The sequence below is a fragment of the Zobellia alginiliquefaciens genome (assembly GCF_029323795.1).
Classification (GTDB): domain Bacteria; phylum Bacteroidota; class Bacteroidia; order Flavobacteriales; family Flavobacteriaceae; genus Zobellia; species Zobellia alginiliquefaciens.
Genome location: NZ_CP119758.1, coordinates 1,368,673 through 1,383,231, shown reverse-complemented (window position 1 = coordinate 1,383,231; position 14,559 = coordinate 1,368,673). Strand labels below are relative to the sequence as shown.

Here is a 14,559-nt window from a genome sequence, read left to right as displayed (position 1 = left end):
TTTTATGGCAGCGGCTTATGGTAGCGGGTATTTAAGAACTATTTTTGTGTTTGTAAAACATGTCTTTTTAAGTTTTTATATGCAGTTGTTCAAATAACGTTGAATCAATGTTGTCAATTCGACAATTTGAATTATATTTGCACCCGCTTTCAGATGAGCATTGCTTGTTGAAGGCGAACGAGTTAAAAAACTAGAATTAATAACAAGGGTCGGGCACCCTACAAATTAATGTGATATGCCAGTAAAAATTAGATTACAAAGACACGGGAAAAAAGGAAAACCATTCTACTGGATCGTAGCAGCAGATGTTAGAGCTAAAAGAGATGGTAAATTCTTGGAAAAATTAGGTATCTACAATCCTAATACAAACCCTGCAACTATTGAACTTGATGTTGATAGTTCTGTAAAGTGGTTACAAAACGGTGCACAACCTACAGATACTGCTAAAGCAATTCTTTCTTACAGAGGTGTTCTTTTAAAGCATCATTTATTAGGTGGTGTGCGTAAAGGAGCATTAACTGAAGAGCAAGCTGAAGAAAAATTTAATGCTTGGGTAGAAGAAAAAACAGGTAAAATTGCTTCTAAGGTTGAAGGTCTTGACCAGGAAAAAGAAGCGGCGAAAGCTGAGGCTTTAAAAGCTGAAAAAGAAGTAAACGAAAAGAGAGCACAAGCTGCTGCCGAAGCTGCATTGCCAGAAGCACCGGAAGGTGATGAGGCTGCTGCTGAAGAAGCTCCATCTGTAGAGGCTGAAGCGTCTAAAGAAGAAGAATAAATAAATTAGGGACGAAAATGCGTAAGGAAGATTGTTTCTACCTCGGTAAAATCGTTTCTAAATATAGTTTTAAGGGTGAGGTGCTGGTTAAGCTGGATGCCGATGAGCCCGAGATTTACGAAAACATGGAATCAGTTTTTGTCTTGATGAAAGGCAATGTACTGGTTCCATTTTTTATTGATAGATGTCGCCTGCATAAATCGTCACTTCTACGAATAGATTTTGAAGAAGTAAAAGATGAAATGGCAGCAGACCGGATAATGGGACATGAACTTTATCTACCTTTATCGGCACTTCCCAAGTTGGAAGGGGATAAATTCTACTTTCATGAGGTCATCGGTTTTGATGTGCTAGATGATACTCATGGTAATATTGGGAAAATTACTGGAGTAAACGATACTACCTCTCAGGCCATTTTCGAAATTGAAAAAGATGGGAAAGAAATTTTAGTTCCCATAATAGACCAAATCGTGAGGAAGGTTGACCGCGATAGCAAGGTTGTTCATGTAAGTACTCCAGATGGCTTGGTTGACCTATATTTAGGGTAAACCAGAGTTAACCTAGTCTACCTCTTTAGGATCCGTTACATTTATTTTAGTGCCTTCTCACAGAAGGAGACACATTTTTGAACTTCCGCTACGGCATTGGAGCCTTCAGGAATTTCATATTCCAGTTCTACGGTTCCCGGAAAATTATACTTTTTATCCCGAATCAATTGTAGAGCGCCAGCTAGCGGTGTGTCACCACTTCCCCAAACTAGATTGCCCTTACCGTTCGCGGGTATTTGCCTATCCTTTAAATGCATGCTTTTAATATACCCATGCTTATTCTTTATGATATCTAAAGGTGCAGTATTTCCTGCAGCTACAAAATGACCTAAATCTAGGTTTAAAGCATTGAATTTGGATTGCTCCAAAGCAGTGTCCCAGAAAGTAGGAGTTTGTTGCTCATGACCATGATAGGCAATGTAAATTCCATGTTTTTTGGCAAAATTGCCCAGTCTTAGTGTGGTGGCATCGTCTCCAGGGTGCTCAACGGTAACATGGCTAGCTCCTAACACCTTGGCAGTTTTCATGCCCCAGTCAATATCAGCGTCCGAATTTTTTTTGCCAAAGGTATTTCTAGGTTTAAAGGCATAGATGTCAACCCCCGCATCATTGTACATTTTGCGAAATTTCTTGAACTTTTTCATATCCGCATTTTTTCGCCATTCGGTAACTTGTTGGTTGTAAACTGCTTGTTCTGCCTGTATTTCTGTGAGTTCTTTTGCTTCGTCTTTGGTAATGTTTCCTCCCCGTTTCTTTTTCATCAACCCGAAAAATACACTTCTGTCCAATGTGTTTTCGGGTCTGCCGGCAAAAACTTCTGCAGGGTCGCCTATCAGTTCAATGGCATTGATGCCACAATCCAATACGTATTTAAGCGTGGCTTCGGCACTTTGATCCTCCATACTTCGGAAAGAATAGGTAATCACGCCTATTTGTACTCCATTAAATTTAGAGTTCGGTTTCTTGTAATACTTTAGAATGGATGGCACTCCAAAAAGAGATGGTGTAATTAGGCTTGAGCCAGCTGCTACGGTTAGGGTGTTTCTTAAGAATTTACGCCTTCCGGCATTTTTGTTGTCTTGCATTACAAATTAATTTAAGGGTTGAGAGGTATTTATTGATGAGTAAAATATTTCAAAGAAAATTAGGTAATTTCAAGACTAAGGACAATTTTTTATACTCAGTGTAACAAAACCCTTAAGAGGTGAAATTTTATTCGGATATTTCACCGGTATAGAAATGTGTAAATACCGATTTTAAGAATGAAACCGTTCAAATTCAAGCAGTTTAGTGTAGAACAGGACCAATGTGCCATGAAAGTGGGAACTGATGGCGTGTTATTGGGGGCGTGGGCAGCCATTGAAAACAACCCCGAATCTATTTTAGATATCGGCGCGGGAACAGGACTCATAGCATTGATGATAGCACAGCGTAGTTTGGCCGATAGTATTGATGCGTTAGAGATTGATGAAGGTGCTTATGAGCAGTGTGTCTCAAATTTTGAAGCTTCGGATTGGGGTGATCGACTTTTTTGTTACCATGCAGGACTTGATGAATTCGTGGATGAATGGGAGGATCCGTATGATTTGATTGTTTCTAATCCGCCTTTTTATTCCGAAGATGTTTCTAGCGGAGACAGCTCGCGTGATAATGCAAGGCAGAATCAATCGTTACCTTTTGATGAGCTATTGGAGGGGGTGTCAAAATTGTTGGCCCAAGATGGTTCGTTTGCTACGATTATTCCGTTTAAAGAAGAAACGGCTTTTTTACAGTTGGCAAAATCTTTTGGATTATATGCGCAGCGGATTACTAGGGTGAAGGGAAGTACAACATCAGAAGTTAAACGAAGTTTGTTGCAATTTGGTTTTGCTGAATCGGATGTTGATTTGAGCGAGTTGATTATCGAAACTGGAAGACACGAGTACACAGCGGAATATGTAGCGTTGACAAAAGATTTTTATTTGAAAATGTAACAATTATGGTTTATAGTGTTATATTTCATTGTTACATTTGATAAAAATCCATTTTATGAAACCTGATTTGTTCGAAGCTCCCGACTATTATAATCTTGATGACCTTTTTTCCGAAGAACATAAATTGGTGCGCGATGCTGCCCGCCAATGGGTAAAAAGGGATATTTCCCCTATTATTGAAGAGTATGCTCAGAACGCAGAATTTCCGAAACAAATTTTAGGAGGTTTGGCCGAAATAGGTGCGTTCGGACCTTATATTCCAGAGGAGTATGGGGGAGCGGGATTGGACCAGATCAGCTACGGACTCATTATGCAAGAAATAGAGCGTGGCGATAGTGGCGTGCGTTCAACTGCATCCGTACAATCGTCATTGGTGATGTATCCAATTTTTACTTACGGAACTGAAGAGCAACGAAAAAAGTATTTGCCAAAGTTGGCTACTGGCGAAATGATGGGGTGTTTTGGTCTCACAGAGCCCAATCACGGTTCTAATCCTAGCGGTATGGAAACCAAGTTTAAGGATATGGGAGACCATTACCTTTTAAATGGTGCTAAGCTATGGATTTCTAATTCACCTTTTGCGGATATTGCCGTAGTCTGGGCAAAAAATGAAGAAGGTCGGATTCACGGGCTTATTGTAGAACGCGGTATGGAAGGTTTTTCTACTCCGGAAACCCATAATAAATGGTCTTTACGAGCTTCGGCAACCGGCGAGTTAATTTTTGATAATGTAAAAGTGCCCAAAGAAAACATATTGCCCAACAAATCAGGACTGGGTGCGCCCTTAGGTTGTTTGGATTCTGCACGCTATGGAATATCCTGGGGAGCCATTGGTGCCGCTATGGATTGTTATGATACGGCACTCAGATATGCTAAAGAAAGGGTGCAATTTGGAAAACCGATTGCTTCCTTTCAATTGCAGCAAAAGAAATTGGCCGAGATGATTACTGAAATCACCAAGGCCCAGTTACTGGCTTTCCGTCTAGGGCAATTAAAAAATGAAGGAAAAGCCACTTCTGCCCAGATTTCTATGGCTAAAAGAAATAATGTGGATATGGCCATTAAGATTGCTCGTGAAGCTAGACAAATATTAGGCGGAATGGGAATTACAGGGGATTATAGCATTATGCGTCACATGATGAACTTGGAGAGTGTAATTACTTATGAGGGAACCCATGATATTCACTTATTGATTACCGGAATGGATATTACGGGCTTTCCGGCTTTCCAATAATCTAATTTTAGCAATTGTTACGGCATAAATTAGGATGTTTTCTGAACATTCTAATTCATAGTGTTCAATTGTGAAGTTCGAACTTTCTGGTTTTCACTAGCTGATTTTATCCATACACAACTAAAAAGCCGTTTTCACAACAGAAATCGGCTAGTTCACATCATTTTTTTTCAAATGGCGCACTCCCGCCGTAAGTTTACAGTGTTAATCAAATAGAAATAAAATTTTTCATTTTCATATAGTGTTCTCGTAAAAGAGTCTTATCGAAACCGATGAGACTCTTTTTAGTTTAACCCTGTTCCAACCACCGTTTTGGTTTTCATTTACTGGTTTGATAAGCTAAAATATACAGCATAGATAATTTTAAAGAAGTAAATGATCAAATCAAATGTATAATTTACGCTTTATTCTTAGTATTTTACCCCTACCTAATAGTAGTAACCACGGTTAATACTCAACTCAAACCAATTATTTACTAAAATTCTTCATGCATCTAACCGAAAGGATCGAACAAGAAATCGTTTCTAAAATAAAGGATAGTGAAACCTTTAAGAATGCACCTACTAGTAGAGGTTTGCTGCAATACCTTTATGAAGCCACTAAAAATGACACGCACTTAAAGGAGACTGTAATTGAGTTAGAGTTTTTTAAAAATAATTTATCTGAAGAGAGAAATAATCCAAGGGTCAGGGTTAACATCTACAACCTTAGAAAAAAGTTGACGGCCTATTATGAAACGGAAGGTGACGCCGATGCTTGGCAATTAAAGATTGATAAGGGGCAGTATAAAGTACGTTTCGTTAAAAAACGTGCACCAGTAGCACAGATGAACAAGATAAGTTGGTCACAATTGCTTCCCTACGGACTTTTGGTTATTGCACTGGTGGCATTGTTGCTTACAAATATGACACCAAAAGCGCCACAGTTGTGGCGGTCTTTGCTGGGTACGGATAAATCTACAAACCTTGTTCTTGGAGACCATTTTGGAGCTATGGGCCAAACTATGACCGGAGGAAAAGGGTGGACCAGAGATTTTGAGATAAATACCGTAGACGGATTTTATGACCTGTTAGAGGCAAAACCCGAGTTGAAAGGCGTATTACATCCTTCAAAATATAGTTACACTACCCGTATGGCCGCTATGGCCACACAAAGATTACAGCAATTCTTTCAAGAATATGATAAAGAGTTTTCTATACGGTTCTCAACGCAAACAACGTTGCCGGAAATTAAGGAAGGTAATGCCATCTATGCCGGGCCGGTGAAAAATGAGAATCAATTTATACGCTTTTTTAATGAAGCGAATCCGTATTTTAATCTAACGGCACGGACTTTGGAACTATCACGTCACCCTACTTTAAATGACACCTTAATTACGTTAGGAAATGCCGTGGTTGATCAAGAGTATGCCATCGTATCCAAGTATCCAAGTATGGGAAACGCGGACCATTTTGTATTCTTTTCACAACATGATATTGGCGTAAGCGCAACTGTTGAATATTTTACGAATAATGATAGCCTTCAAAAGTTTGAAAAGAAACATTTGAAAGGCAAAAAGTACTTTACAGCGCTATTTAAAGTAAAAGGACAGCATAGGGTCAATACCGATTTAAACCTTGAAATGGTAGTTGGCTTTTAGGGAATCACTTTTATTTACTCATGGCCTGTATAATTTTCTCCATTTCAACCTTGGAAGGTCTAGGTCTTTTTCGGAAAGAATTTGATTTGCCTGTTTCACGGTCAAACTCATCTGGTGTTCTAAAATCAGGTAGGCTATCTTTTGATGCTTTCCGTATGTTATTTAATTCCGTTCGTAATTTCTTAAGAGTTTGCTCATGTGCAGGGTCTTGCGCTAGATTTTTAAGTTCATAAGGGTCATTGACAACATCGTATAATTCTTCTTCTTGTCGCGGGGTTATGAAACAAGCCATTTGCGCTTCGTTTAGCTTACCTTTCTTCTTTAAACTTTGCATAGATTTAAATGTATCGCTCACAAAAGCATCTGCCGAAGGCGTATTGGGTAAATCCGTATAAAAATTCCGTATATATTTGAATTCTTCGGTACGTATGGCTCTGGTGTAATCTTCGTAATCATGCCAATGGTCTTCGGCATAAATGAAATCTCTAATTTCTGATTTTGTATCGGCTAACAAAGGAAAAAAGTCTTCGCCCTCAAAGCTGGATAAGGGCTCTAAACCTGCTAGCTTTAAGAAAGTAGGTGCTATATCTATTGAGCTTACCAAATTTGTATTAACCGAATTAGCTTCCACTTCTTTTGGCCATTTTACGATCCAAGGTGTCTTGATTCCTCCATCGTACAGTGTAGTCTTATCTCTGGGAAAAGGTCTGCCGTTATCGCTAATGAAAAGGATTATGGTGTTTTCCGAAACACCTTGTCTATCCAGTTCAGCTACTACTTCCCCAACGTAATTATCAAGACGGGTTATCTCGTTGTAATAATGCGTAAAATCTTTACGTACCTCTTTGGTATCTGGAAAATAGGGAGGAAGCACTACATCTTCTAGGCTATGTGGGTTGTCTATAATATCTTCTGTATAGGGTCTGTGCGGGTCAACTGCTGCCAGCCATAAAAAGAAAGGTTGGTCTTGCGGTCTATCTTTCAACAGTGGAACCCAATCTTCACAACCACTACCATCGCCACTTTCTTTAGTTTTTTCTCCGGTAGGTGAAAGTTGAAATCCTTTGGTGCCTACATCTTTTACAAGGTCAAAACGTGTTTTAATGGAATCTCCTAAATGCCATTTTCCTGCTTGAGCCGTCCAGTATCCGGATTTTTTCAATTCCTCAACAAAAGTAACCTTGCTTGCTGGTAAAGGCCAATGCAGCTGCTCTGCATCCGTATTATGAGGGTATAGCCCGGTTATAATACTTGTTCTGCTTGGGCTACATGAGCTGGCCGTTAAAAATGCATTGTCAAAACGCATACCGTCTTGGGCCAGTTGGTCTATGTTTGGAGTTTTTATATGGGGGTGCCCATAGGCACCACTATCGTCCCAAGCCATATCATCGGCAATAATAAAGACGATGTTTGGGCGTTCTTCGGTAACTTTTGCTTCTTCCTTTTTCTTCTCTGCACAAGAGCAGAACAATAGAAGGAATACTAATACTGCGGGTAAATTGTGGTTTTTGAACATGGGTTTTTATTTCGAATAGGGTCTTAGATTTACTCTCAAAAGGTAATTATCTGCAGTAATGAACAGGTACCTTCCATTATCGCTAAATTCACAATTTCCAGTGTTTTTATCGGTCCTAATGGTTCCCAAATGCTTTCCAGAGGGAGATATAACTAAAACACCATCGGGTCCAGCCAAGAAAATATTGCCTTTTTCATCAATCTTCATTCCATCCGGAGATTGTTTGCTGATGCTCGCTTTGTGTAGTTCCGTAGCATCAAAAAATATTCTTTTGTTGCTTACCTTTCCATTCCCAACAATATCGTATGCTAAGATTTTTGGTTGCTCCTTGAAAGAATCTGCAACGTATAAAGTTTTGTTGTCATTAGATACCGCAATCCCATTTGGAGCTTTTATGGAGTCGTCTAAAAGGACTAATTTTTTATTTTTTCCATAAAAATAGACGCCGTTGAAACCAATATCACTTTTACCACCTCCCAAACCAAAAGAAGGGTCCGTAAAATATAAGTTTCCGTCATTGTCATAATCCATATCATTGGGTGAGTTGAACTTTTTACCCTCATAATTGGTAATTACCGGTTCAAATTTAGGATGAAGAGAATCCGTTAAACTTATAAGTTTACTAATTCTGCGGTCGCCTACTTGGCATAATACCAATTCTCCTTGAGGATTAAGAATAAGTCCGTTTGAGCCTTTGCCATTACTTCCTTTTTCAATACCCGTATCGCCGGAAGGCGCCATGTACAGACTTAATCCTTCTATATTATCCCACTCGTAGATTTTGTTTTCGGGAACATCGGAAAAAATAAGTTTCTGCTCTTTGGGAAGCCAAACTGGGCCTTCGGACCAATTAAATCCTTCGGCAACCAATTCTATACGGGCATGTTTTGATACTAACGAGTCAAACTCTGGGGCCAAACGTTCTATCCATCCGTAGGTAGGATATTTTTTTAACGAGTCTAAAACCTTTTGAAATTTCCCTTTAAGTTGTTTCTCCTTTAAAGAGAGTTTATTGGATGATAACGAATCTTTTTCCAAAACATCTTTTTTGGTGTTATAAAACCTGCCATCTCCGTAAAGTTTGTAGTTCTCGTTCAATACAAATTCCGCTGGAGCGAATTGCTTTTTGTCCCAGCCCGGTTTTGGGTCATAGCTCATAAATACCCAATTTCTGCGTTCTACAGGTTTTCCTTTTAATACGGGTAAAAAACTTTCCCCATCAGGTTCAAAACCGGAGGGAGTTGGGGTGTTCGTAGCCTCAAGGATAGTGGGCATGAAGTCAATGGCATCAATAAATTCGTCCGATGCCGTACCGGCTTTAATATGACTTGGCCAATTTGCGATAAATGGGACCTTTATACCCGCTTCGGTCGTTAGCCCTTTTCCTCCTTGAACCGTGCGGTCTACCATTCTGGAAAAGATAGTTTGGTGCGTGCCGTTATCGGAATAAAGCATAAGAAGTGTGTCTTCACGAAGACCGTTCTTTTCAAGGTTGGTCACTATATCTCCAATAATTTTATCTAAATACTCTACCATATCCTTAAAATAGGTAGTTTCTTCATCCAATCTTTTTTCAGGGTATTTCCAATCGTCACTGTTAGGCGTAGGATTGAAAGGGCCGTGTGTCAAAGCCATAGGGTAATACACAAAAAAAGGACCACCTTTTTTACGACTTACAAAATCGTTTAGATATGCCGAGAAAATATCAGGACCGTACTTGCCACCGGTTTCCTTTAAAAACTCACCGTTTTGATAAATTGTTGGGTTGGCAAAACGTGAGCCTTTGTCTTCTGTGTGAAAGGCATGAAACATACTGTATTCATCAAAACCGGAATCTTCTACTTTCATGCCGATTCCTCTTCTGTGTTCACCTCCGGGGTAGCCTGGTGGGTCGTAACTTTGTAATTGCCATTTGCCCACCATACATGTGGCATAACCCGCATCTTGCATGATATGGCCGAAGGTCTTTTCCCTTGGGTTTAGAATTCCAAAAGCTTCCCAATTCCTGAAATTGTACTGCCCCGTCATCAGTTTTACACGGGTTGGCGTACAAAGCGGTTGTGCATAAGCCTGATTGAATTGCATACCGGTTGCCGCTAGTTTATCAATGTTGGGTGTGTTATATGAAGTTCCGCCATAGCTGCCAATGCCCTCATACCCCAAGTCATCCACCATTATTAAAATTATGTTGGGGCGCTTGTCCGCATCCTTCTGTTGAGATTTTTGGGCGTAACAAGATAAGGTCAGAAAAAAATAAAGTGCAAAATAAAACGGTTTCATCGGTAGGTTGGTTTAGTGTTTTTTATGGTCAATTATTTAAAAGGGAATAGTTCTGACGCCTCACTTTCGGTTTCCATGATTTGCCTCATTTCTTTAACTATTTCTGGGTGCTGGTCGGCTATATTTTTAGTTTCAGCTTCGTCATCGGCTAGATTGTAAAGCTCGAATATACCTTGAGGTTTTTTATTGAAATTATAAACAACACCTTTCCAATCTCCTTTGCGCACCGCTTTTCTACCTTGCTGAATTGGGAATTCCCAATACAGATGTTCATGTTTCTTTTGACCGTCTTGACCCAGAAGTGTAGGCAAAAACGAAATACCATCACTGCTCGCAGGAACATCTACTTTAGTAATTTCGCCAAGAGTGGGCATGACATCCCAAAATGCGGAAACGTGGTCAGAAGTTGTTCCGGCTTTAATTTTATTGGGCCACGTAACGATAAAAGGGGAGCGAATGCCACCTTCGTACAGGTCTCTTTTAATTCCTTTTAAACCTCCTGCACTATTAAAAAAATCAGGGTCTGCACCACCTTCTGCGTGTGGGCCGTTATCGCTTGCGAACATAACAATGGTATTATCTGCAATACCTAATTCATCTAGCTTGTCTAAAATTTGCCCCACATACACATCCATACGATAGACCATGGAAGCAAATGCGGCATGTGGCTTAAGTTGTGGGGCATATTCCATGTGAACGATATCAGGACCGTAGTCCGAGGTAAAATCGTTTTCGGCCGTATAGGGTGTTTCCTCAAATTTTTCCTTAAACTTATCAAATATGGAATCTTTGGGGGAAATAAGCTCTGCATGAGGAAGCACAAAAGGAACGTAGGCAAAAAATGGCTTCTCTTTATTCTTGTCTATAAATTCTAATGTAGCTTCTTGGATTTTGTCAGGTGCATAGGTTTCGGTATTTGTCCAGTCGTTACCTTCCAGAAGTATCTTTTCTTCATTGTGCCATAAGTGAGTGGGGTAGTATCTATGCGCCATACGTTGGCAATTATATCCATAGAACTCATCAAAACCTTGTGCTACGGGGTCCCCTTCCGTACCAACAAAACCTAATCCCCATTTCCCAAAGGCTCCTGTGGTATAGCCTGCTTTTTTCATCAATTCGGCAATAGTTACTGAATTGCCCGGTAAAGCTGTTTGCCCTTCCCCTGCCAGCTCTTTATTACCTCTAATTGGGGTATGACCGGTATGCTGTCCCGTCATGAGAGATGATCTTGCTGGTGCACAAACTGGTGCGCCACTATAATGTTGGGTTAATTTTATCCCTCTCGTAGCCAATTCATCAATACGGGGCGTTTCAATTTTTTTCTGACCGTAGGAACTTAAATCGCCATAACCAAGGTCATCCGCTAAAATATAGATGATGTTGGGCTTTTGTACCTTTTTTGGTTCCGTTTTGGTTACTGTTTTTACTTCTTCTTTGCAAGAGCCTAAAGATAAAAGCAGGACAATGGCAAATAGAAATGATACGTTAGCGGCAAAGCGTAATCTCATAATGGTGTTCTTTAATCTTAATGTTGATATGGTTAATTTTGAGGGTGTATAACGATTAAAATAAGCTGTCTTGTTTTTCCCTTATTTTACTTAAATAAAGCACTAAGCAATGTAGTTATTTTACCTCGTATAGTTTATTCCCCTGATCATATGTTGCATAGTTAGAGCAAATTGATCATAAGTTAGGTAGAATTTGTACTCTGCAATACATTTCTTGTATTCTTAGGTACACCTGTTCATTTACTACAAGTTATCTTTAAACTTTGCTCTTATGGGCTGTAATTCAATTTGGTTTAATGATGCATTGTCTACGGAAGAATATTTTTACAAATGTGTTTTTCTTTTTATGTTTTTATTTATTACAAGGGCAATCTGTGGATGCTATTTCAGGAAAAGTGGTTTCAGAAGGTACGGAACCTTTGGAAGCTGTTGCGGTAGTCTTGTTGAGTACAAAGGACTCTACCTATGTGGATTATACCATTACGGATATAAATGGAGATTTTAAAATTACCGAGGCTCAGAAAGGTAATTACATTTTGAATATTTCTTCGTTAGGGTATATCCCCTTATACAAAAACATTATGTACACCGGAGCATCCCTAGATTTTGGAAACTTAAAGCTCTTAGAGGATACGTATGAATTGGAAGGGGTTACCCTAACCGCTGTAGTGTCAGTACAGATAAAACAAGATACCATAGCGTTCAATACCAACTCTTTTAAAGTTGATCCAGATGATAACTTAGAAGAGTTGTTGAATAAGATTCCGGGTATGGAAGTAGATTCTGACGGAAAAGTAAATGCACAGGGCAACGAGGTGACAAAAATTATGATTGATGGGAAAGAATTTTTTGGAGGAGACCCCTCCATAGTATTAAAAAACCTATCGGCAGATGCTATTGCAAACGTAGAGATCATTGACAAGAAGAGCGATGAATCTGAACTAACGGGCGTGGCGGACGGAAACAAAGAAGTGGTCATTAATTTTTCGTTGAAAGAATCCAAAAAGAATAACGGCTTCGGCAAGGTGTCTGCGGGAGCTGGACTTGATAATAGATATTTTGGTAATCTCAATTACAATAAATTTACTTCTAAAACTCAATTTTCTGTTATCGGTAAGATAAATAACATCAATATTACCGGCTCAAATATTCAAGATTTTTTAAAGAATGCAGATGGTGTGGACGGCGATGGTGATAATGCAGAAGAGGAACAAAATTCGGCCCAAAAAACAAAAAGTTTAAGCGGATATCTAAATACAGGGGTGGCAGGGTTGAATATAGGTCATGAGTTTAAAGAAAAACAGTCTTTAAACGGAGATTATTTCTATAACTATTCTAAAAATGATGGTACTTCAGTGTCAAAACGAATCACTTTTTCCAATGCCAATAATTTCGATTACGTAGCAGAGAATGAATACATCAATACCAAAGACAACCATAATGTAAACCTGGATTACAAGAATAAATCTAACCCCAACAATAGTTTTATTGTAAAAGGGCAATTAATTTCTGATGATATAAAAAGCTACTCTAATCGTATGGGGCGCTATTTTAAGGAAGAAGAACTGAGTACCAAAAATGACAATCTCTCTAATGTGAACAGAAATAGAAAGCGGGCCAATCTGGGAATGAACTTTTACCAAAAACTAAGAAAAAAGGGTAGGAGCTTGGCTACCGGACTTAAGACTTCTTTTAATAGTTCAACCATGCAAAACAACCAAAACACTTTCATAACCAGGCGGGTGAATACAGCTAAGGAGTCAGTTAGGGAACTCAATACCATTCGTGATCAGAAACTGAATACTTCTATTACAAACTTTAATTTTAAGTATACGGAACCCTTGGGAAGCAATCATTACATAAAGATTGAGTCTTACATGGGATATAAAGTTGATAGGGAAAATGTTTATCAAAACAAGGTAACGTTGAACACCGAAAACAAAGAAGAACTTCTGAAATACGATTACGACCATAACGAAAATAATTATCAGACCCGTTTGGCACATAGCTTTACTACGGGAAAAATAAATACCTATGCCGCAATGGAATTGCAGGACGTTGTACGGTCGTTTGGTGTGGTGAAAGAAAGAGTTGCAGTTACAAATCAGTTGTTCGTTAATCCCATGGCAACTGTACAATATATCCCGAAAAGAGGGCAGAAATACAGGTTGAATTATAAAAAGAATATCCGAAGACCAAGACCTAATGAGAGTTCTACCGTGATAAACGATTTAAATCCGTTTTCTATCAGAAAGGGAAACCCGGACTTGGTGGCCGAGAAGATGGATGCATTTACTATATCTGCCATTGTCCATGATTTTAAATCATCTTTTAGTTTTAATACCCGAGTTCAGTTTCAGTATTCAAAAGACGCTATTATTAAAAGTGTTGATGTAGATGATGATTACGTTAGAACATTGAGCTACGAAAATAATGGTATTAAACGTAGGCTGAATGCAACACTAGGTTTTAGTCAGAGAATAAAAAGTCTGGGTGTGCGCTATTCCATTCGTAACCGAAACTTTTTTAATACTAACAATGCGATTATCAATTTTCAGCTTAATGAGGTCACTTCAAAGGATTTTCTTTTCAGTGCTACACTTGAGAACAACAATAAAAGTCTGGTTGATTTAAAAGCTGGAGCTACGTATAGTGGGAACAATACCTCATTTTCAATTGAGCGTGATTTGGATAGAAAGTATACCAAACAGCAATACTTTTCAATGCTTGATTGTGATTTGACCAAAAAGGTGAACTTCAATACACAGTTCGATTATTTTATTTATACAGATAATGCCTTTGCTTCTAATGAGAATATTCCGCTTTGGAATGCCACGGTATCCTATGCATTTTCCAAACAGAAAAGTCACGTTCTAAAGCTGTTGTTTATTGATCTATTGGATAAAAATATTGATATCTACAGACGTAGTACCACTAATTACTTTGAGGAGACCACTTCCGAAAGTCTGGGGCGTTACTTTATTGTGAGTTATATGCACAAACTTAATAGTAGACCAAGAAAAGGGTAAGTTGTTTAGAACAAAAAAGCCCCTGGTAACATATCTACCAAGGGCTTCTAAACAAACAAG

The 14,559-nt window shown here is 38.9% G+C and carries 10 protein-coding genes; 6 read left to right on the top strand and 4 right to left on the bottom strand.

The annotated features are described in order from the left end of the window. The first annotated feature begins 235 nt into the window (after positions 1-235). The gene (locus tag P0077_RS05785; protein ID WP_276168188.1) at positions 236-772 is read left to right on the top strand and encodes a 30S ribosomal protein S16; all 537 of its coding nucleotides are present in this window, start codon (positions 236-238) and stop codon (positions 770-772) included. A gap of 17 nt (positions 773-789) precedes the next feature. After that, positions 790-1,320: a ribosome maturation factor RimM gene (gene rimM, locus P0077_RS05780; RefSeq protein WP_276168187.1), complete on the top strand. Its 531-nt coding sequence runs from the start codon at positions 790-792 to the stop codon at positions 1,318-1,320. Positions 1,321-1,361: 41 nt separating this feature from the next. Here the strand turns inward: rimM and P0077_RS05775 are convergent, their stop codons facing one another. Further along, complete coding sequence (locus tag P0077_RS05775) at positions 1,362-2,405, bottom strand: sugar phosphate isomerase/epimerase family protein (RefSeq protein WP_276168186.1); 1,044 nt, start codon at positions 2,403-2,405, stop codon at positions 1,362-1,364. Positions 2,406-2,582: 177 nt separating this feature from the next. On the opposite strand from P0077_RS05775, the gene P0077_RS05770 reads away from it, so the two are divergent. The 3 genes from P0077_RS05770 (at position 2,583) to P0077_RS05760 (ending at position 6,166) form a co-directional block, all read left to right on the top strand. Continuing rightward, positions 2,583-3,293 carry a tRNA1(Val) (adenine(37)-N6)-methyltransferase gene (locus P0077_RS05770; RefSeq protein WP_276168185.1) on the top strand — a complete coding sequence of 237 codons (711 nt, stop codon included), beginning with the start codon at positions 2,583-2,585 and terminating at the stop codon, positions 3,291-3,293. Positions 3,294-3,348: 55 nt separating this feature from the next. Beyond that, positions 3,349-4,527, top strand: coding sequence for an acyl-CoA dehydrogenase family protein (locus P0077_RS05765; RefSeq protein ID WP_276168184.1), 1,179 nt, complete (start codon positions 3,349-3,351; stop codon positions 4,525-4,527). A gap of 487 nt (positions 4,528-5,014) precedes the next feature. Continuing rightward, positions 5,015-6,166, top strand: a complete 1,152-nt coding sequence (locus tag P0077_RS05760) for a hypothetical protein (protein ID WP_276168183.1) — start codon at positions 5,015-5,017, stop codon at positions 6,164-6,166. Between the two features lie 10 nt (positions 6,167-6,176). Here P0077_RS05760 and P0077_RS05755 read toward each other — a convergent pair whose 3' ends face one another. The 3 genes from P0077_RS05755 to P0077_RS05745 are packed head-to-tail and all read right to left on the bottom strand — an operon-like array spanning position 6,177 to position 11,470. Then, a complete protein-coding gene (locus P0077_RS05755; RefSeq protein WP_276168182.1) occupies positions 6,177-7,682 on the bottom strand; it encodes a sulfatase family protein in 1,506 nt (501 codons plus the stop codon). Positions 7,683-7,688: 6 nt separating this feature from the next. Continuing rightward, the gene (locus P0077_RS05750; RefSeq protein WP_276168181.1) at positions 7,689-9,962 is read right to left on the bottom strand and encodes a sulfatase-like hydrolase/transferase; all 2,274 of its coding nucleotides are present in this window, start codon (positions 9,960-9,962) and stop codon (positions 7,689-7,691) included. Positions 9,963-9,994: 32 nt separating this feature from the next. Further along, positions 9,995-11,470, bottom strand: coding sequence for an arylsulfatase (locus P0077_RS05745; RefSeq protein ID WP_276168180.1), 1,476 nt, complete (start codon positions 11,468-11,470; stop codon positions 9,995-9,997). A gap of 296 nt (positions 11,471-11,766) precedes the next feature. On the opposite strand from P0077_RS05745, the gene P0077_RS05740 reads away from it, so the two are divergent. Beyond that, the gene (locus tag P0077_RS05740) at positions 11,767-14,499 is read left to right on the top strand and encodes an outer membrane beta-barrel protein (protein ID WP_276168179.1); all 2,733 of its coding nucleotides are present in this window, start codon (positions 11,767-11,769) and stop codon (positions 14,497-14,499) included. Positions 14,500-14,559: the final 60 nt, after the last annotated feature.